The organism is Mycobacterium gordonae (assembly GCF_002101675.1).
In the GTDB taxonomy this organism is placed as follows: domain Bacteria; phylum Actinomycetota; class Actinomycetes; order Mycobacteriales; family Mycobacteriaceae; genus Mycobacterium; species Mycobacterium gordonae.
Genome location: NZ_LQOY01000249.1, coordinates 24,846 through 43,217, shown reverse-complemented (window position 1 = coordinate 43,217; position 18,372 = coordinate 24,846). Strand labels below are relative to the sequence as shown.

Below are 18,372 nucleotides of genomic sequence, written 5' to 3'. Positions count from 1 at the left end.
GGATCGGCTGAAGCGCTGGCCAGATCTTTGGATTATCCCTGCGAATTTCTTGCGCCGCAGGCAGCGCGGCTCTCGAGTCAGTGCGGTTGGACCATGCGGGCCAACTCGGCCATCACGGACTGCCGCAGCTCGGCGTCCGTCAGGTCGTCCAGCCCGGTCGACGCCCGCAGGAACGGCTCGAAGAGCCGCCAGCCGAATTGCAGGGCAGCGGCATTGGCCACCGCCAGCCGCGCGCTGCGGTCATCGGGAAATTGCGGGCGCACCGCCTCGAGCAGCTGCGACATGCCAGGGAACTGCGTCTGCAGCTGCCCAACCGGGTAACCGTCCAGCAGCGTGCGGGCGATCACCCGCAGATGCCGCTCCATGACTTGCTCAAGTTCCGCGTCCGAGGCGCCGCGCTGCCGCGCCGCGGTGGTGGCCCCGCCCAGGTGGTCGAGCACCGCGCCAACCAGCTTCTCTTTCGTGCCGAAGTGACGAAACACCAAGCCGTGGTTCACCTTCGACCGGGCCGCGATGTCGCGGATCGAGGTTGCGGCGGGTCCGCGCTCGGCGAACAGATCGGCGGCAGCCTCCAGTACCGCGGCCGCCACCTCCTCCCGCCCGGTGGGAATCGCGCCGCGCGAAACGCTTGCCGCCCGTGTAGTCACGCGCCTACGTTAACGTGGTAGTCAAATGACTACACAAGGCCGCCTCGAAAAGGGAACACACAAATGACACATGCGGTTACCGTCACCAAGCTGACCAGCCGGATCGGCGCCCGCCTGGACGGAGTGCGCCTCGGTGGTGACCTGGACCCGGACACCGTCGAGGAGATCCGCCGGGCGCTGCTGGCCCACAAGGTGATCTTCTTCCGCGGTCAGCACCACCTCGACGACGACGGGCAACTCTCGTTCGCCGAATTGCTGGGCACCCCGGTCGGGCACCCGGCGGCGAAAGCATTCGGTGCGAAAGGCCCGATCATCACGCCGATCAACTCCGAGTGGGGCAAGGCGACCGCCTGGCACACCGATATGACCTTCGCCGCCAACCCGCCGGCGGCCTCGATCCTGCGCGCGGTCACCCTGCCCAGCTACGGGGGGACGACGCTGTGGGCCAACACCGCCGCGGCCTACGCGGCCCTGCCCGAACCGTTGCAGCACCTGGTAGAAAACCTGTGGGGCCTGCACACCAACAAGTTCGACTACACGATCAGCGCGGCCGACCTGCAATCGTTGAGCGACGCCCAGCGGGCAATGGTGACCGGATTCCAGCAGCCCGACTTCCGCACCGAGCATCCGGTGCTGCGGGTGCATCCGGAAACCGGCGAACGCACCCTGCTGGCCGGCAACTTCGTCCGCAGCTTCGTCGGGCTGGACCCGCACGATTCCGACGTGCTGTTCGAATTGCTGCAGCGCCGAATCACCCAGCCGGAGAACACCATTCGCTGGAGCTGGGAGCCCGGTGACGTGGCCATCTGGGACAACCGCGCCACCCAGCACCGGGCCGTCGACGACTACGACAACCAGCACCGGCTGATGCACCGCGTGACGCTGCTCGGCGATGTGCCGGTCAATGCCCGCGGCGATCGCAGCCGGGTGGTCAGCGGCGCCCCCCTTGCCGTGGCGTAGTCAGTTGACTACACTCGCTGTCAAGTAGTCAATTGACTACACCCCTTTTCCGTGAAGGAACAGCGATGACAAACCTGATATCAGTGCACAAGCTGGGCAGCCGCATCGGCGCGGAGATCAGCGGTGTCCGCCTCGGCGGTGACCTCGCCCCAGCTGCGGTGGATGAGATCCGTACGGCGCTGCTGGCTCACAAGGTGATCTTTTTCCGCAATCAGCACCACCTCGATGACCAGCAGCAACTCGCCTTCGCCGGGCTGCTCGGCACGCCGGTCGGTCATCCGGCGGCCACCGCGCTGGCCCCGGACGCCCCGGTCATCACCCCGATCAACTCCGAACTCGGCAAGGCCAACCGCTGGCACACCGACGTCACGTTCGCGGCCAACTACCCGGCCGCATCCATCCTGCGGGCGGTCACGCTGCCCAGCTACGGCGGTTCGACGCTGTGGGCCAACACCGCGACGGCGTACGACGCGCTGCCCAAGCCGCTGAAGTGTCTCGTCGACAACCTATGGGCGGTGCACACCAACCGCTACGACTACGTCAAGACCGAGCAGATGACCGATTTGCAGCGCGCGTTCCGGCAGGCGTTCGAGATGCCCGACTTCCGCACCGAACACCCGGTGGTGCGGGTACACCCCGAAACTGGCGAACGGACCCTGCTGGCCGGCGATTTCGTGCGCAGCTTCGTCGGTCTTGACAGCCGTGAGTCCAGCGCGCTGTTCGAACTGCTGCAGAACCGGATCACCGTGCCGGAGAACACCATTCGCTGGAACTGGCAGCCGGGCGACGTGGCCATCTGGGACAACCGGGCCACTCAGCACCGGGCCGTCGACGACTACGACGACCAGTACCGGCTGATGAACCGGATCACCCTGATGGGCGACGTGCCCGTCGATGTGTACGGGCAGCGCAGTCGGGTCATCAGCGGGGCGCCGCTGGCCTTAGTGAGTTGACGGGCGAGCTGACCGGTAAGCCGATCAGCCGGTCTTGCTGACCGGATCGATGGGCAGCCACCGCAGCGCGCCCGGCGCGTCGGCGGGCACCACCGGGTTCTCCGGTTCGATCGGGTCCAGCCTCCGGTAGGCGTCTCCCTGCAGCGGGCGTTCGTCGTTCTGGCCCTTGTTGGGCCAGAGCGACGCCGCCCGCTCGGCCTGTGCGGCGATCGACAGCGATGGGTTGACGCCGAGGTTGGCCGAGATGGCGGCTCCGTCGACGACGAACAGCGTCGGGTAGCCGTAGACGCGGTGGTAGGGGTCGATCACCCCGTTGGACGGGCTGTCGCCGATCGCCGCGCCACCCAGGAAGTGGGCGGTCAGCGGGATGTTGAACAGCTCGCCCCAGGTGCCACCGGCCACGCCGTCGATCTTCTCCGCGATGCGCCGCGTCACCTCGTTACCGACCGGGATCCAGCTCGGGTTCGGTTCGCCGTGGCCCTGCTTGCTGGAGTACCAGCGGATGCCGAGTTTGCCGCGCTTGGTGAACGTGGTGATCGAGTTGTCCAGGTGCTGCATCACCAGTGCGATCGTGGTGCGCTCACTCCACTGCTTGGGGTAGAGCATCCGCAGCATCAGCCTGGGGTTGGCGCGGGCCTGGTCCAGCAGCTGGCGCCAGCGGGGCACATCGGTGCCCTGCGGCCCGGCCCCGTCGGTCATCAGGGTCTGCAGCAGCCCCATAGCGTTGGAACCCTTGCCGTACCGGACCGGCTCCACGTGGGTGTCGCTGGTGGGGTGGATCGACGAGGTGATCGCGACACCGTGGGTCAGATCTAGCTTGGGGTCCACCTTCAACGTCGCCGCGCCGACGATGGATTCGGAGTTGGTGCGGGTCAAAACTCCGAGCCGGTCGGACAGCTTCGGCAGCTTTCCGGCGTCGCGCATGTTGAACAGCAGGTGCTGGGTGCCCCAGGTACCGGCGGCCAGGATCAGGTGCGAGGCGGTATAGGTCTTACGGTCGCGGCGCACCCAGCTGCCGGTGCGAACGGTCTTGACCTCCCACAACCCGTCCGGCCGCTGCTCGAATCCCTTCACGGTGGTCATCGGAATCACCTGCGCGCCAGCGGATTCCGCGAGGGCAAGATAATTCTTCAGCAGAGTGTTCTTGGCGCCGTGCCGGCAGCCGGTCATGCAGCATCCGCATTCCATGCAACCGGTGCGTGCCGGTCCCGCGCCGCCGAAATAGGGGTCGGGCACCGTCTTGCCGGGCGTCTGGGTGCCGTCGGGGCCGAAGAACACTCCCACCGGGGTGGGCACCCAGGTGTCGCCGCAGCCCATCTCGTCGGCGACCTCTTTGAAGATGCGGTCGGCGTCGGTGAAGGTCGGGTTATAGACCACCCCCAACATCCGCTGCGCCTGCTGATAGTGCGGCATCAATTCGTCGCGCCAGTCGGTGATGTGCTTCCACTGCTGGTCGTTGAAGAACGGGTCCGGCGGGATGTACAGCGTGTTCGCGTAATTCAGCGACCCACCGCCCACGCCGGCGCCGGCCAGGATCATGACATTCTTCAGCGGATGAATGCGCTGGATGCCGTAGCAGCCCAGCTTCGGAGCCCACAGGAATTTGCGCAGGTCCCAGGAGGTTTTGGCGAAGTCCGAATCGGAGAACCGGCGGCCGGCTTCGAGTACGCCGACCCGGTAGCCCTTCTCCGTCAGACGCAGCGCGCTGACGCTGCCACCGAAGCCTGAACCGATAATCAAGACGTCAAAATCCGGTTTCATCGGAGCAGTATGACGCGCTTTACATTGCACGCGTCAAGGGGCTGCCGAGCAGACGCAAAAGCACCCGTTTTCGGCCCGAAAAAGGGGCTTTTGCGTCTGCTCGCGAGGGGCCGGGACCCTAGCTGGCGACCGTCAGACCCACCTTCTGGAACTCTTTGAGGTCGCAGTAGCCGGCCTTGGCCATCGCGCGGCGCAGGCCGCCTACCAGGTTCAGGGTGCCGAACGGGTCATCGGAGGGCCCGTTGAGGACGCGCTGCAGCGGCGGGCGCTCCCCGACGGCGATCTGCAACAGCGCACCCCGCGGCAGCGACGGGTGCGCGGCGGCGGCCGGCCAGAACCAGCCCTCCCCCAGCGCCTCGGCCGACTCGGCCAGGGGCGTGCCCAGCATCACCGCATCGGCACCGCAGGCGATGGCCTTGGCCAGCTCACCGGAGGTGTGGATGTCGCCGTCGGCCAGCACGTGCACGTAGCGGCCACCCGTCTCGTCGAGGTATTCGCGCCGTGCAGCGGCGGCGTCGGCGATCGCGGTGGCCATGGCCACACTGATGCCCAGCACCTCGTCGGTCGTGGTCACTCCCCTGGTGGAGCCGTAGCCGACGATGACGCCGGCCGCCCCGGTGCGCATCAGGTGCAGCGCGGTGCGGTGGTCCTGCACGCCTCCGGCGACGACGGGGATGTCCAGCTCGGAGATGAAGGTCTTGAGGTTCAGCGGCTCGCCGTTGCTGGCAACGCGTTCGGCCGAGACGATGGTGCCCTGGATGACCAGCAGATCCACGCCGGCCTGCACCAGCACCGGGGTGAGCGCCTGAGCGTTCTGCGGGCTGAGCCGCACCGCGGTGGTGACCCCGGCCTCACGGATGCGGGCCACCGCCGCGCCGAGCAGGTCGGGATCGAGCGGGGCCGCGTGCAACTCCTGCAGCAACCGGATCGCCGCCGAGGGTTCGGGCTCCTTGGTTGCGGCCTCGATCAGTTGGGCGATCTTGCCCTGCACGTCGGCATGCCGGCCGAACAGCCCTTCGCCGTTGAGCACCGCCAGCCCGCCGAGGCGGCCGAACTCGATGGCGAACTCCGGGGACACCAGCGCATCGGTCGGGTGGGCCAGCAGCGGAATCTCGAACCGGTAGGCGTCCAGCTGCCAGGCCGTCGACACATCCTGCGACGAACGGGTTCGCCGCGAGGGCACGATGTTGATCTCGCTGAGTTCATAGGTACGACGGGCGCTGCGGCCCATGCCGATCTCAACCATGGTCACCGTCAGCGGGCGTAGTAGTTCGGTGCTTCGACCGTCATGGCGACGTCGTGCGGGTGACTCTCCTTAAGTCCAGCGGGCGTGATCCGGACGAACTGGGCCTGCTGCAGCACCTCTATCGTCGGCGAGCCGGTGTACCCCATCGCGGCTCGCAGACCGCCGGTCAGCTGATGGATCACCGAGCCTAGCGGGCCGCGGAACGGCACCCGGCCTTCGATGCCCTCGGGTACCAGCTTGTCTTCGGACAGCGCATCGTCGGCGAAGTATCGGTCCTTCGAAAACGACTTGCCCCCGCCCCGGCCCTGCATGGCGCCCAGCGAGCCCATGCCGCGGTAGCTCTTGTACTGCTTGCCGTTGACGAAGATCAGCTCTCCGGGTGCCTCGGCGGTGCCGGCCAGCAGCGAGCCGAGCATGGCGGCCGACGCGCCCGCGGCCAGCGCCTTGGCGATGTCGCCGGAGTACTGCAGCCCGCCGTCGGCGATCACCGGCACGCCCGCCGGACGGCAGACCGCGACTGCTTCCAGGATTGCGGTGATCTGCGGTGCGCCGACACCGGCGACGACCCGGGTGGTGCAGATCGAACCGGGCCCGACGCCCACCTTCACGGCGTCGGCGCCGGCGTCGACCAGGGCCGCGGCCGCCGAGCGGGTGGCGACGTTGCCGCCGACCACGTCGACCCGGTCGCCGACCTCGAGCTTGAGTTTGTTCACCATGTCGAGCACCAGTCGGTTGTGCGCGTGCGCGGTGTCGACCACCAGCACGTCCACCCCGGCGTCGACCAGCATCATCGCCCGCACCCAGGCGTCACCGCCCACGCCGACCGCCGCCCCCACCAGCAGCCGCCCGTCGCTGTCCTTGGTGGCCAGCGGGTGCTGCTCGGTCTTGACGAAGTCCTTGACGGTGATCAGCCCGGTCAGCCGGCCGTGGCCGTCCACGATGGGCAACTTCTCGATCTTGTTGCGCCGCAACAGACCAAGTGCCGCCGACGCACTGACGCCCTCCTGGGCGGTGATCAGCGGCGACTTGGTCATCACCTCGGCGACCTGCCGGTTCTGGTCGACCTCGAACCGCATGTCGCGGTTGGTGATGATGCCGACCAGCGCGCCATCGTCGTCGACCACGGGCAGCCCGGAGATGCGGAACCGCGCACACAGCGCGTCGACCTGGGCCAGCGTGTTGTCCGGGCGGCAGGTGACCGGATCGGTGACCATGCCGGCCTCCGAGCGCTTCACCATCTCCACCTGTCCGGCCTGCTCGGCGACGGGCAGGTTGCGGTGCAGCACCCCCATACCGCCGGCGCGGGCCATCGCGATGGCCATCCGCGACTCGGTGACGGTGTCCATCGCCGAGCTGACCAGCGGGACCTTGAGGCGCACCCGCTTGGTGAGCTGACTGGAGGTGTCGGCGGTGGCCGGCACCACGTCGGAAGCCGCGGGCAGCAACAGCACGTCATCGAAGGTCAGACCCAACATCGCGATCTTGTGTGGGTCGTCGCCTCCGGTGGGCACCGGGTCCTCGGTCAGGCCACCCACGCGCACGTACGGGCTGCCGACCAGGTCGGAGCTGTCTTCGAGGCCGGACATGCCACGGGACATCGGCGGGGCCCTCCAAATGCAGGCTGGGGTAAGAAAGATCATCCTATCGGCTTCCGGGGACAGCCCGACTCGCGACTTCGCGTGTCATCACGGTGGGGCGGGGCGCGCCTCGGCAATTTCTGGCGTTATCACTACCGGCCTGCGTAGGCTATGGGGGTGCGTGACCACCTCCCGCCGGGTTTGCCGCCCGATCCCTTCGCCGACGACCCCTGTGACCCGTCGGCGGCTCTGGAGGCCGTCGAGCCGGGCCAGCCGCTGGACCAACAGGAACGGATGGCCGTCGAAGCGGACCTGGCGGACCTCGCGGTCTACGAGGCGCTGTTGGCGCACCGCGGCATTCGCGGCCTGGTGGTCTGCTGCGACGAGTGCCAGCAGGATCACTACCACGACTGGGACATGCTGCGGGCCAACCTGCTGCAGCTGCTCATCGACGGCACTGTGCGTCCGCACGAGCCGGCCTATGACCCCGAGCCGGACGCCTACGTCACGTGGGATTACTGCCGCGGGTACGCCGACGCCTCGCTCAATGAAGCGACGTCCGACGCGGACGGGTTCCGCCGCCACCTCTGAGGTGGGCTCTGCGTTCTAAGGCTGGGTGCTGGTCGGGAACGGTGTTCTCGGCGCTGCTGGCGTGGCCGGCCCCGAAGTCCGGTCCCACAACTCCCCCGACGGTCTCGACGTCCCCGGCGCACTCGGTCCCGCCGCTGGTGAGTCGGGTGTCGCCGAGGTGCTCGATTTGGGCTTGCCCTGGTTTGTCGGCGCGGTGGTCGTCGGTGTGGGTGACGGTGTGGTGGCTGACGGCTTGGGTTTGGTGGTACTGGTCGACGGCACCGAGGTGCTGGGTGGCGTGATGGTGGGAGTCGGCGACGGAGTGGTCGCATCGAGCGGTTCGGGTGTCTGCGGTGACGTCGACTCTTCGACCGACACCGGAGACGGCGACTCGGTGGCAGGAGCCTTCGGCTGGGGTCCCGGGGAGCCGGCCGGCACGTGCGGGATGGCCAACTCGGTGGTGGGGGGCGCGACGGGGCGCACCGTCGCGTTGGGATCTCGCTTTTCCACTTTGGTGTTGAGCTGGTTCACCTCGTCCAGCAGGCCCTGCCGGCGGTCGCCGTCGTTGACGGCCTGCAAGGTGCTGCTGACCTCGGCCAGCTGGCTTTGCGCCTGGTCCCATTTGCCCTGGGCGATCATCTGCTCCACCTTGGCCAAATCGGCCTTGGCGGACAGCACGATCTGGTCGTCGCTGACCCGCGGCTCGTTGAACATCATGGCGTGCAGGCCGTACAACAGGTCACCTGGCCGGGCGTCGCCCAAGACCGCACCGAATCCGCTGAGCAGTAACAGGGTTGCGGCCACCGATCCGACCGCGGCCAGTCCGCGCCGGCCCTGGTTGCGATCCATCATGCCGGCGCGCAGCGCGTCTTCGGCCTCGTCCTGCGAGACCAGCGCACTGGCCGGCGGCCAGCGCAGGTCGTCACGCCACTCCCCCAGCAACGCCGTCAGCGCCTCGTCTTCGAAGCCGCCGGGATCTCCTAGTGCCACCTCGGTGCGCGCAGCGAGCGCGTCGAGGAGCAGGTCCGTGTGAGCGACCTCGTCGAAGGCCGGCTGATCACTACCGATGTCAGAACTACGCATATTCACCTGCCGCGACGATCTCGTCTCTCAACCGTTGAAGTGCGCGGTGTTGCGCCACCCGGACCGCTCCGGTCGTGCTGCCGACGGCGGCGGCGGTCTCCTCGGCGCTCAGGCCCACCACCACGCGCAGGATCAGGATCTCGCGTTGTTTGGCCGGCAAGATCTCCAGCAATTCGTTCATCCGGGTCACCGAGTCGGCCTCGATGGCCCGCTGTTCCGGGCCCGCATCCGAGGACCGCCGCTCGGGCACCTCTTCGGCGGGATAAGCCAGATCGCGACCGGCGGCGCGATGGGCGTCGGCCACTTTGTGTGCCGCGATCCCGTACAGGAAGGCCAGGAATGGGCGTCCTCGGTCCCGGTAGCGCGGCAACGCCGTGATGGTCGCCAAGCACACCTCCTGGGCCACGTCATCTGCAGACAATCCGCCCCGTTCGACGGTGCCGACCCGCGCTCGGCAGTACCGGACGACGATCGGACGGATGGTCTCCAGCACCTCCCGAAGCGCATTCCGGTCCCCTGCTGCGGCCTCCACAACCACAGCGTCGAGACGTTCTCCCTGCATTGTCATCGACGGTGGTTTCTCCAAAGTCACGGACGGGACACATCCCGGGCTAACTCGCTGAGCGACAATATCGGGTGGACAGGATTTCAAGCAGTGCGCCAGGTCCCACCAGCGCGTTGCACTTCACCTGCGCAAATATCCCGAATTTCGACGAGTTCGGGCAGCCCCTGTGGCGGAACCGTGACGCTTCCGGTATCGATCAGCAAGCAAGCCAGCGCCCACCGCAACGGCGTCAGCCCCAGCGGTTCAGCCGCCTGAAGTGCTCGTTGGGCGACGGCGCAAGCCCGCTCGACGGCCCCGGCACTGCATAGCGCGGCAGCGAGCACCACATCGCTCTTGACTCGGTGGCGCGCTGAACCACCGGTCATGATCTGCGCTTTTTCGACCGCTTGCGCCGCGCGGCGCACCGCGGTCGAGCCGTCGCCAGAGGCCATCGCCAGCTCCGCGCCGACCCAGCCCCGGCGCACCGCGAGCCGGTCCGCCGTCGACGCCGCAAGCTCGGCACCGTCCAATGTCGCGTCGGCGCGCGTCAACAGCGCCGCAGCAACGGCGAAGCGGCCGACGCCGAGCGCGTCGGCGGACAGACCCACCAGTGCATCGGCCCGGGCCTCGGGATCGTCGCCCGCCAGCGCGAAAGCCCGCCCGTCCCACCTGCGCGCCAGGGTGTGCCAACCCAGCTGGCGTAGAAACGACGCCTGCGTGCTGTGCGCCAGCGACGCCAGTGGGCCGGCACTGAGCTGCCGGCGCAGCCTGGCCAGGTCGGCATAGGCACTGCCGTAACGGCCCTGTCCGCCGGCGGCGACGGCACGCAGCCACAGTTGGCGCGGCGTGGTCGCTGCCGGCAGCGGCCAGTCCCCCGAGCGGCCTCCGAAGGCGGCGTCCTCGAGGGCCTCCTCGAGGGCCGCAACGGAAGACGCGTCGCTCAAGCTGATAATTTCGCCCCCGCCTGACGAAGTTTCGACAAATCTCGCCGCAAGGTTACTTCATGCCCCGGCAGAAACTCCCGTTCCGCGCCCAAGCGATGAATTCAAATTCTGTGCCCCGGCAACGGCCGGCCGCAGCCGCCGGTGAGCCAGGATGCCACTCGCCGAACCAGCCGACGGACTCGATTTCCAATACTCGAATGTTGTTCCAATTTCCGGTGCGATGCATTGAAAAATGGGGGCTGACATTTTGTGTCAACACCATTATGTTTTGACTGCCGTGATTTTGATGTGATCGCGTCGATGCCCACCAGAATCCGCGAGACCGCCGTCGTGGCGGTCAGGCCGGAAAGGCCGGCCAGGAAGGACTGTCGCGATGAGTTTCTTAACGTCCTCACCGGAGGTCACTTCAGCGCGTCTGTACGCCGGCGCGGGCTCGGGACCGATGCTGGCCGCCGCGGCGGCATGGAGCGGGTTGGCCGAGGAACTGGATTCCGCTGCCGGCTCATTCTCATCGCTGATTTCCGATTTGGCGACCTCCGCGTGGCAGGGCCCGGCGGCGGCCGCAATGACCGCCGTGGCCGCGTCGTACAGCCAATGGCTCGGCACCGCGGCGACCCGCGCAGGCGGGGCGGCAACCGGGGCCGAAGCGGTGGCGACCGTCTACGAAGCGGCCCGGGCCGCGGTGGTGCACCCCGAAGCGATCGCCATCAACCGCAACCGGTTGGTGTCATTGGCACTGACCAACATCTTCGGGCTCAACGCTCCGGCGATCGCGGCCACGGACGGCGAATACGAAGAAATGTGGGCAACTGACATCGCCGCGATGGTCGGCTACCACGGCGGCGCCAGCGCGATCGCCCAACAGTTGGCGCCTTGGCAGAGCGCGCTGGCCGGCCTGTCCGGGCAGGTTGCGGCGGCAACCGGCAGCGGGGGCGCCGCGCTGCCTGCGGCGCCGGCCGCCACCGCAGTCGAGTACGGGCTGATTGCGGCGCTGCTTTCCGGCCGGCTCGCATCCGGGATTCGGATCGTGGCCTCGGTCGACACGCCGCTGGCTATCGCGATGGGCCGGCTGACCGAGGTGGCCAGGCAGGTGAGCGCCGGCCCGGCGGTGATCACTCAGGCGGCCGCTCAGCTTTCCGCCGTGGCAGCCAGCCCCGCCCTGCTCACCCGCGCCGCGCAGCTGTCAGCCGTCGCGATCAGCCCCGCCACGCTGACCCAGGCGGCAGCGCAGCTGTCCGCCGTCGCGGCGGCCCCGACCGTGCTTGCCGCAGTCGTCGCCGATCCGGCATGGGCTACTCAGGCGGCGTCACGGTTGTCGGAGCTGGTGGCCAACCCCGCCGCGCTGGCCCCGCTCGCCGGCCCGAGCCTGCTCACCCAGGCGGCCACTCAACTGTCCGCCGTCGCGGCCAACCCCGCCCTGCTCACTCAGGCCGCGGCCCAGTTGTCCGCGGTCGCGGCGAACCCTGCCCTGCTTACCGAGGCCGCAGCACAATTGTCGGCGGTCGCGGCCAACCCCGCGTTGGTAGCCACCATCGGCGACGCGAGCGTGCTCACCCAGGCCGCCAGCCAACTGTCCGCCGTCGCGGCCAGCCCGAGGCTGTTGACCCAGGCCGCCAGTGACTTGTCCGCAATCGCGACCAATCCTGCCTTGTTGACTCGGGCCGCCAGCGACCTTTCTGCCATCGCGATCAGCCCGGCGCTGCTGACTCAGTCGATCGAACAACTCGGCGGCGCAGTCGCAGCCACACCCATCTCCCTCACCGACGCCGCCGCCCAACTCGGCACCACCATCGCCACCACCCCCATCACCGACTCCGGCACCATCTCGCTTCCCCATCTGTGACGTGTCGGAAATCGCTTGATCGACTCTCGGTGGCAGGGAAGTCGTGGGCCGCTTTGAAAATGCGCCAATTCATCGAATTCGACCGCCGACAGAACAGACGGCCCGGTCGTCGGACTCGACTCGGCCGGACGGAACACGGTGCGAGCCGGGGACTCGTCTGTCCGGTCTTTTTTTCTCTGAGTTTCGGAAAATGGCTAACGCTTCGGGGTTGATCACCATTATGTTTTTCCTGTCAAGATTCCCGAGTCAGCGGTGATCGCCGAGCGCTTCAGCCAAAGGATGTGGTGCGTAATGACGGCGAGCGGAGAGGGAATGGCGGCGACTGTCGGTGCGCGGCGGGCGACCGTCTCGCATTCGGCGCCGATGGAGGCGGCAGCATGAGTACAAACCGGGGGCCCGGAAAGTAGTAATCCTCGAGGCCGTCATCGGGAGACGGTCAGGTCGGGACGGCCGGCCAGGAAGGAATATTGCGATGAGTTTCTTGCTGTCGGCGCCGGAGGTCACTTCAGCGCAGATGTACGCCGGTGCGGGCCCGGGACCTATGCTGGCCGCCGCAGCGGCATGGGATGGACTGGCTGACGAACTGGGTTCGGCGTTCCAGTCGTTCAGGTCACTGATCTCAGACCTGGCGGCTTCAGCCTGGCAGGGGAACGCCGCGCTGGCGATGACCGCGGTCGCCCTGCGCTACGCGGACTGGCTCGGCGGGGCCGCCACCCAGGCCGGGGGTGCAGCCACGGGAGCCAAAGCGGTGGCCAACGTCTACGAACTGGCCCGCGCCGCCGTCGTGCATCCGGTCGAAATCTCGATCAACCGAAACAGGGTGGTCTCGCTGGCACTGTCGAACATCTTCGGACTCAACGCACCGGCGATCGCGGCCAAAGAGTTTGAATACGAAGAGATGTGGGCCAAGGATGTGGCAGCGATGGTGGAGTACCACGGCGGCGCCAGCGCGATCGCCGAGCAGTTGGTGCCGTGGCAGAGCGCACTGAAAGCTCTGCCCGGCCAGGTCGCCGCGGCGGCCGGACTCGAAACGGCCGCGTTGCCACCCGCTCCGGCTGCCACGGCCGTGGAGTACGGGCTGATCGCGGCGCTCGTCGGGCTGGGCGCGATAGCGACATTCAATGACGGGATCGGGAAGGTGGGCTACGCCGTCAGCGCGGCCATAGCGCCCGCTGCGAAGGCGGTCACAACTACGGCGGCCTCGGTGGCGGCAAGCGCCAACGCGGCCGTTGCGCCCGTGGCCAAGGCGATCGCCGCAACCCCTGTGGTCGCCGCGGCGAACGCGGCCATCGCGCCCATCGCCACACAGATTGCGACGGCGGCGAACGCGGTGGCAGCGACGGCCACGGGCCAGTTGGTGGCTACCCTCGGCCCGGTTCAGGATGCGCTTGCCCAGCAACTCGCGACGGTGGCCGCCAACCCGCAGGTACTGAACAACCTCCTGCAGGCTTCGCTGGCTAATCCGGCATTGCTGAACCAGATCGTGCCGCTGCTTGCCGCCAATCCGGCACTGCTGACCACGACGTTCGCCCTCTTGTCCAATAACCCGGAGCTGGTCCTGAGCCTGGTCGCACAGGTGCAGAGCAATCCGCAGCTGGCCGCGCAGTTGTTCGGGGCCTTCGCGCAGCTTCAGGCCAGCAACCCGGCGTTGGCGGCCCAGTTACTCAGTCTGGCCCAGCAGTTGGGCGCCCAGCTCGGGATCGGCCAGGCCGCCTGACGCTGGGACCCTTTCTTCCACCACCGGCGCCGGACGGTGGTTGTTCAAATGTGCCCGTAGGACAGGTTTCAATCAGCGTGATATCTGCTCCTCATTGGTAAAAAGTTTGTGCGCTCTGTGTTACCGGAATATTACCCACGGGGGCTTTTGCGCCAATTACAGGTTGCTCACACTACCCTGCTGAACAGGCATTTTAGGCTTACAACCGGATCCGGTTAGCACACCTAGCCTTCGGCAAAAGCGTCACAGATGAACGCCGAGTTAATTCTCATACAACGGGCACGTATTTCACCACACCACGCGCCTATTGACTGCATTTCGATAGCCCACCTAGCGTCTATCGTGTTCGGTGTAGTCATCGATGACGCCACTGCCATTCAGTTGCACAACTCGCCTCGTTCGCGAGCCTGCCCGCTCAGGTGTGCCGTGCAGAGAGGGAATCAGCAATGCCACAGCCGGAACAACTTCCTGGACCCAACGCCGACATCTGGAACTGGCAGTTGCAGGGGTTGTGCCGCGGCGTCGACTCCTCGATGTTCTTCCACCCCGATGGCGAGCGGGGTCGCGCACGGATGCAGCGCGAACAGCGGGCCAAGGAGATGTGCCGGCGCTGCCCGGTGATCGACGAATGCCGCACCCACGCGCTGGATGTCGGCGAGCCCTACGGGGTGTGGGGCGGCCTGTCGGAATCCGAACGCGACATGCTGCTCAAGGGCTCCATCGGACGCAGCCGCGGAATTCGCCGCTCGGCCTGATTGACGTAAGACGACGCAGGCCCGGGTGAAGTACCCCGGGCCTGTGTTCTGTTCCGGGAGACCTTACCGGGCGGCCAGCTGCAGGAGTTCGTCCACCGACCATTGATCGTCGGCATGCTCGCCGTACTTGCGCGCGCGTACGACGCCGTCCGGCCCGATCAGGAAGTCCGCCGGCTTACCCAGGTGGTTCTCTGTGGGGGCCAGGCTTCCGACGACCGATCGCACTGACCGCATCTGCCGCGCACCTCGGCGGGCCGCCCGCACCACTTGCGGATGAAGGAGCGCACGCAGCGAAGATCCGACACCGAACTCGTCGTACAACTCCCGATCGGGGTCGGCCACGACGGCGAAGGGCAGGTCGGCCTGGTAGCGCCGAAGAGCGTCGGCGGCAGAGTGAAATACCACCACCTCCCTCACTCCGGCGGTGGTGATCTCGTCGACCCGGCGCGCGACCTCACGCAGGTGCAGGGTGCAGATCGGGCACCCCGCGAACCGCCGGAACTGCAAATGCACAAGCCCCGCCTCGGCGGGGATCGTGATATCCGTGCCTTCGATCGTCGTCAGCGTCCGAGCGTTTACCCGGTCGCCCGCATTCAACTCCACCTGAGTCTCCAATCGCCGTGCTACAGATAGGTCCGCAGGTCATCCTGCGTCCCGGAATCAAACCCCTTGATAAGCAGTGATTTTGAAGTGAAGGCGGCCGCTTCGTGGCAAATTGGCGAGGGCTCGACCGGGTGCGACTCCGCGAGTTGGACCCCAAAGGCGGAACGCCGCAACGCCAATGCGGCCGAGCCCGTAGCGGCGATCGCCAGGGGCGCTTCACTCGAGGAGCTTAACCGGCGTCGACGAGCGGCTTGAGCGCATCACCCAGCGTGGTGATGACACCGGGGGTGTAGCGGTGCGTCGGCAGGTTGACGATCACACCGTCGATCCCGGCATCGAGCACCCGCCGCTTGATCTCCTCGGCGACCCGTTCGACCGGTCCGGTGACGGCCCGTCCACCGCGCGCTTCGCCGATGTCCTTCGGTGCGCCGTACCCGTCCAGCACCACGGTCAGCAGGCAGCTGGTCTCCAATGTGGCCGGGTCTCGGTCGATTTCGGCGCAGCGCTGGCGCAGCACGTCGAGTTTGGCCGGCAACGCGTCGATGTCGGCGATGATGTTGAGGTGGTCGGCATACCGGGCGGCCAGGCGGAACGTCTTCTTCTCGCCGCTGCCGCCGAGCATGACCGGGATGTGGTCGCGGAAGCGGGGCTCGTTGACCGCATTCTCGGTGTGGTACCACTTGCCCGAAAAGCTGGGCCGCTCGCCGTGGAACATCGGCAGGATGATCTGCAGCGCCTCTTCGAGCTTCTCGAACCGCTCGGTGAAGGTGTCGAAGTCGAAGCCCAACTGACGGTGTTCCAGCTCGAACCAGCCGGCTCCGATACCGAGGATCGCCCGTCCCGCGCTCACCACGTCCAGTGTCGTCATCTGCTTGGCCAGCAACGTCGGGTTGCGATAGGTGTTGCCGGTCACCAGCGTCGACAGCTGCACCCGCTCGGTGGCGGTGGCCAGAGCGCCCAGGGCCGTGTACGCCTCCAGCATGGGTTCGTCGGGTTCGCCCAGTCCGGGCAACTGGTAGAAGTGGTCCATCAATAGCACGGTGTCGAATCCGGCGCTCTCGGCCTCCTGCGCCTGGGCCTTGACGGCGGGGAAGAGTTCGGCGACCGGTGTGCCGTAGGAGAAGTTGGGAATCTGCAGTCCGAGTCGAATGGTCATGTTGTGGTCCAACCACGTGCGGTGTGGATCTAGTCCCGGTTCGGCATCCCGTCCGGAGAAAACACCGGCGATTGTCACCGCCAACATTGCATGCGGGTGACCGGCTTGGGTCGATCTCGTTGCACGTTGTCCAGTGTGCCTGCGGGCCTTCGAGATTCGAAATCTGAAAGCACCGCTTCCGGTGGCACGATCCGACCCGGTGACCGATAGTCATAGGGACTACACAGGAATGGATATGGGCGAGGTCTTTCAATTTCACCGCGAGATCATCGTCAGCGGCGACGACCCGCTGTCGAAGACGATCGCCGAGGAACTCAGGGGCGCCGGCGCGCGGATCATCAAGATCAACACCGCCGCCGATCTACGCGCCGCCGGCGTGCACCGCGCCCGCGCCGTGGTCTGCGCCGGGCCCAACGACGCGGTGAACCTCGAAATTGCTTTGCTGGCGCGAGAATTCAGTCCGAACGTACGCGTGGTGGCGCGATTGGCGAACGAGGTGCTGCGCAGAGGGGTGGCCGGCGTCAACGGCCCCGGCGCGATTCTGGACCTCGCCGACCTGGCGACACCCTCCATCGTCGAGGCGGTCCTGTCCCGTAACGCCCACCAATTCGAAGCTGCTGGAATCGAATTCGTCGTCTGGGGATCCGAGGCCTCGCACGACGCAACGCTGCGCGAACTTTATGCCGACCTGGCGCCGGTGGCGGTGGTACACGGTAGGAACTCTCCCGTGCCCGGTGAGGTGGTGCCTTGCCCCGGGCGGGATCAGCAGGTCTACGCCGGTGACTGGACCTCGATGATCGGCGTCAAGGACGAGTTGGAGGCCCGCGGCATCACCGTGCCGCCGCCGAGTGCGACCCGCTCCCGCCACTCCCGGACGCGACGCGCGATCGACGCGCTCCGCGCCATGCGCGACGACCTCAATCCGCTGGTCTATCCCTCGCTGTTGTTCACGCTGTTGCTGACGCTCGGCTCGACGGTGGTGGTGCGCCTGGGGCACCACAACCCGGAACTGTCGTGGCTCGACGCCCTGTACTTCGCCTCCGAGACCATCACTACCGTCGGCTACGGCGATTTCAGTTTCGCCTACCAATCCCCGTTCCTGCGACTGTTCGCCGTCGGGTTGATGTTCGGCGGGGTGATCATCACCGCTGTCCTCACCGCGTTTCTCGCGGATCTGCTGCTGTCGCGGCGCTTCGTCAACACCACCGGACGGCTGCGGGCGCGACACATGCGGGGGCACGTCGTGGTGGTCGGACTCGGGTCCATCGGGGTACGCGTGGTGACCGATCTGACCGCCGCTGGCTACGACGTCCTGGTCGTCGAGCAGAACGAGAACAATCCGTTCCTGCAGACCGTGGCCGAACTCGATGTGCCGGTCATCTTCGGTGATTCGACGATGCGCCAGACGCTGGAGTCGGCCCGCGTGGATCATGCCCGCGGAGTCGCGGTGGTCACCAGAGACGACATGGAGAACATCGAGACCGGAATCGTGTTGCTCGAGATCCTGGGATCCGACACCAAGGTGCCGATCGTCATGCGGGTGCAGGGACGGGCGCTGGGCACCGCGATCAACCGGCGGTTCGGCTTCGAGAACGTGCGGTCGATCGTCGACCTCGCAGCGCCCTGGTTCATCGGGGCGGCGATGGGCCTGCAGGTGCTGGGCACGTTCTGGGTGGGTCAGCGCTCTTTCATGGTCGGTGCGATGCTGGTCGCGGCCGGCAGCGAGCTGGACGGACTGCTGATGCTGGAGCTGTCCACCCAGACCCGCGTCATCGCGATCATCCGCCCGGAGGGGCCGATCCGGCTGCGCCCACGCCGGGACGCCCGGCTCAAAGCCGGCGACACCGTCTACCTCATCGGACCGTACCGCGAACTGATCGCGACGCTGCGCAAGGGCCAGCCGCCCCCGTTGACGGCAGTCAACGGCGAGCGGACGACGACGCTGGCGGCAGCGCGGCGGCCCGACGTACGCCCGCCGCGGTGGGCGCACGACGTGGAGGTGTAAGAAGATGC

Annotated in this window: 16 protein-coding genes; 7 read left to right on the top strand and 9 right to left on the bottom strand. The window is 67.2% G+C overall.

The annotated features are described in order from the left end of the window. Window positions 1-77: 77 nt before the first annotated feature. On the bottom strand, window positions 78-647 hold the full coding sequence (locus AWC08_RS32795) for a TetR/AcrR family transcriptional regulator (protein WP_065136944.1): 570 nt from the start codon (window positions 645-647) through the stop codon (window positions 78-80). A 63-nt stretch (window positions 648-710) separates the two neighbouring features. Between AWC08_RS32795 and AWC08_RS32790 the strand changes: the two genes are divergently transcribed. Both AWC08_RS32790 and AWC08_RS32785 read left to right on the top strand, forming a co-directional pair. Continuing rightward, window positions 711-1,607: a TauD/TfdA dioxygenase family protein gene (locus AWC08_RS32790; protein WP_069435293.1), complete on the top strand. Its 897-nt coding sequence runs from the start codon at window positions 711-713 to the stop codon at window positions 1,605-1,607. A gap of 65 nt (window positions 1,608-1,672) precedes the next feature. Next, window positions 1,673-2,560 (top strand): TauD/TfdA dioxygenase family protein, encoded by an 888-nt coding sequence (locus AWC08_RS32785; protein WP_065135403.1) that lies wholly within the window; start codon window positions 1,673-1,675, stop codon window positions 2,558-2,560. Window positions 2,561-2,584: 24 nt separating this feature from the next. Here the strand turns inward: AWC08_RS32785 and AWC08_RS32780 are convergent, their stop codons facing one another. The 3 genes from AWC08_RS32780 to guaB form a co-directional block, all read right to left on the bottom strand. After that, entirely contained in the window at window positions 2,585-4,321 is a 1,737-nt protein-coding gene (locus tag AWC08_RS32780) for a GMC oxidoreductase (protein WP_085088753.1), read from the bottom strand. A 118-nt stretch (window positions 4,322-4,439) separates the two neighbouring features. After that, window positions 4,440-5,567, bottom strand: a complete 1,128-nt coding sequence (locus AWC08_RS32775) for a GuaB3 family IMP dehydrogenase-related protein (RefSeq protein WP_065135423.1) — start codon at window positions 5,565-5,567, stop codon at window positions 4,440-4,442. An 8-nt stretch (window positions 5,568-5,575) separates the two neighbouring features. Then, on the bottom strand, window positions 5,576-7,165 hold the full coding sequence (gene guaB, locus AWC08_RS32770) for an IMP dehydrogenase (protein WP_065135405.1): 1,590 nt from the start codon (window positions 7,163-7,165) through the stop codon (window positions 5,576-5,578). Window positions 7,166-7,321: 156 nt separating this feature from the next. Here guaB and AWC08_RS32765 point away from each other — a divergent pair, with 156 nt between their 5' ends. Next, the gene (locus AWC08_RS32765) at window positions 7,322-7,735 is read left to right on the top strand and encodes a DUF5319 domain-containing protein (RefSeq protein ID WP_065135424.1); all 414 of its coding nucleotides are present in this window, start codon (window positions 7,322-7,324) and stop codon (window positions 7,733-7,735) included. Window positions 7,736-7,750: 15 nt separating this feature from the next. On the opposite strand, the gene AWC08_RS32760 is transcribed toward AWC08_RS32765, so the two are convergent. The 3 genes from AWC08_RS32760 to AWC08_RS32750 form a co-directional block, all read right to left on the bottom strand. Continuing rightward, entirely contained in the window at window positions 7,751-8,797 is a 1,047-nt protein-coding gene (locus tag AWC08_RS32760) for an anti-sigma-D factor RsdA (RefSeq protein ID WP_069435449.1), read from the bottom strand. Next, a complete protein-coding gene (gene sigD, locus AWC08_RS32755; protein WP_055579203.1) occupies window positions 8,790-9,365 on the bottom strand; it encodes an ECF RNA polymerase sigma factor SigD in 576 nt (191 codons plus the stop codon). The genes AWC08_RS32760 and sigD overlap by 8 nt, the downstream gene beginning before the upstream one ends. Before the next feature lie 80 nt (window positions 9,366-9,445). Further along, entirely contained in the window at window positions 9,446-10,285 is an 840-nt protein-coding gene (locus AWC08_RS32750; protein ID WP_085088750.1) for a hypothetical protein, read from the bottom strand. 373 nt (window positions 10,286-10,658) lie between these two features. Here AWC08_RS32750 and AWC08_RS36055 point away from each other — a divergent pair, with 373 nt between their 5' ends. The 3 genes from AWC08_RS36055 to AWC08_RS32735 all read left to right on the top strand — a co-directional run bounded on the left by AWC08_RS36055 (window position 10,659) and on the right by AWC08_RS32735 (window position 14,600). Continuing rightward, complete coding sequence (locus tag AWC08_RS36055) at window positions 10,659-12,128, top strand: PPE family protein (RefSeq protein ID WP_082986512.1); 1,470 nt, start codon at window positions 10,659-10,661, stop codon at window positions 12,126-12,128. A 472-nt stretch (window positions 12,129-12,600) separates the two neighbouring features. Continuing rightward, complete coding sequence (locus AWC08_RS32740) at window positions 12,601-13,845, top strand: PPE family protein (protein WP_065135409.1); 1,245 nt, start codon at window positions 12,601-12,603, stop codon at window positions 13,843-13,845. 446 nt (window positions 13,846-14,291) lie between these two features. After that, window positions 14,292-14,600 carry a WhiB family transcriptional regulator gene (locus tag AWC08_RS32735; RefSeq protein ID WP_065135410.1) on the top strand — a complete coding sequence of 103 codons (309 nt, stop codon included), beginning with the start codon at window positions 14,292-14,294 and terminating at the stop codon, window positions 14,598-14,600. 63 nt (window positions 14,601-14,663) lie between these two features. On the opposite strand, the gene AWC08_RS32730 is transcribed toward AWC08_RS32735, so the two are convergent. Further along, window positions 14,664-15,203, bottom strand: coding sequence for a peroxiredoxin-like family protein (locus tag AWC08_RS32730; RefSeq protein WP_232008030.1), 540 nt, complete (start codon window positions 15,201-15,203; stop codon window positions 14,664-14,666). A gap of 229 nt (window positions 15,204-15,432) precedes the next feature. Then, complete coding sequence (locus AWC08_RS32725) at window positions 15,433-16,359, bottom strand: LLM class F420-dependent oxidoreductase (RefSeq protein WP_069434620.1); 927 nt, start codon at window positions 16,357-16,359, stop codon at window positions 15,433-15,435. A 235-nt stretch (window positions 16,360-16,594) separates the two neighbouring features. Between AWC08_RS32725 and AWC08_RS32720 the strand changes: the two genes are divergently transcribed. Next, window positions 16,595-18,364, top strand: coding sequence for an NAD-binding protein (locus AWC08_RS32720; protein ID WP_065135411.1), 1,770 nt, complete (start codon window positions 16,595-16,597; stop codon window positions 18,362-18,364). Window positions 18,365-18,372 lie beyond the last annotated feature (8 nt).

Bases quoted from the DNA above. Each gene is read 5' to 3' on its own strand.
- AWC08_RS32790 (WP_069435293.1), top strand. From the start codon at position 711: ATGACACATGCGGTTACCGTCACCAAGCTGACCAGCCGGATCGGCGCC.
- AWC08_RS32785 (WP_065135403.1), top strand. From the start codon at position 1,673: ATGACAAACCTGATATCAGTGCACAAGCTGGGCAGCCGCATCGGCGCG.
- AWC08_RS32780 (WP_085088753.1), bottom strand. From the start codon at position 4,321: ATGAAACCGGATTTTGACGTCTTGATTATCGGTTCAGGCTTCGGTGGC.
- AWC08_RS32775 (WP_065135423.1), bottom strand. From the start codon at position 5,567: ATGGTTGAGATCGGCATGGGCCGCAGCGCCCGTCGTACCTATGAACTC.
- guaB (WP_065135405.1), bottom strand. From the start codon at position 7,165: ATGTCCCGTGGCATGTCCGGCCTCGAAGACAGCTCCGACCTGGTCGGC.
- AWC08_RS32760 (WP_069435449.1), bottom strand. From the start codon at position 8,797: ATGCGTAGTTCTGACATCGGTAGTGATCAGCCGGCCTTCGACGAGGTC.
- sigD (WP_055579203.1), bottom strand. From the start codon at position 9,365: ATGACAATGCAGGGAGAACGTCTCGACGCTGTGGTTGTGGAGGCCGCA.
- AWC08_RS36055 (WP_082986512.1), top strand. From the start codon at position 10,659: ATGAGTTTCTTAACGTCCTCACCGGAGGTCACTTCAGCGCGTCTGTAC.
- AWC08_RS32740 (WP_065135409.1), top strand. From the start codon at position 12,601: ATGAGTTTCTTGCTGTCGGCGCCGGAGGTCACTTCAGCGCAGATGTAC.
- AWC08_RS32735 (WP_065135410.1), top strand. From the start codon at position 14,292: ATGCCACAGCCGGAACAACTTCCTGGACCCAACGCCGACATCTGGAAC.
- AWC08_RS32725 (WP_069434620.1), bottom strand. From the start codon at position 16,359: ATGACCATTCGACTCGGACTGCAGATTCCCAACTTCTCCTACGGCACA.
- AWC08_RS32720 (WP_065135411.1), top strand. From the start codon at position 16,595: ATGGGCGAGGTCTTTCAATTTCACCGCGAGATCATCGTCAGCGGCGAC.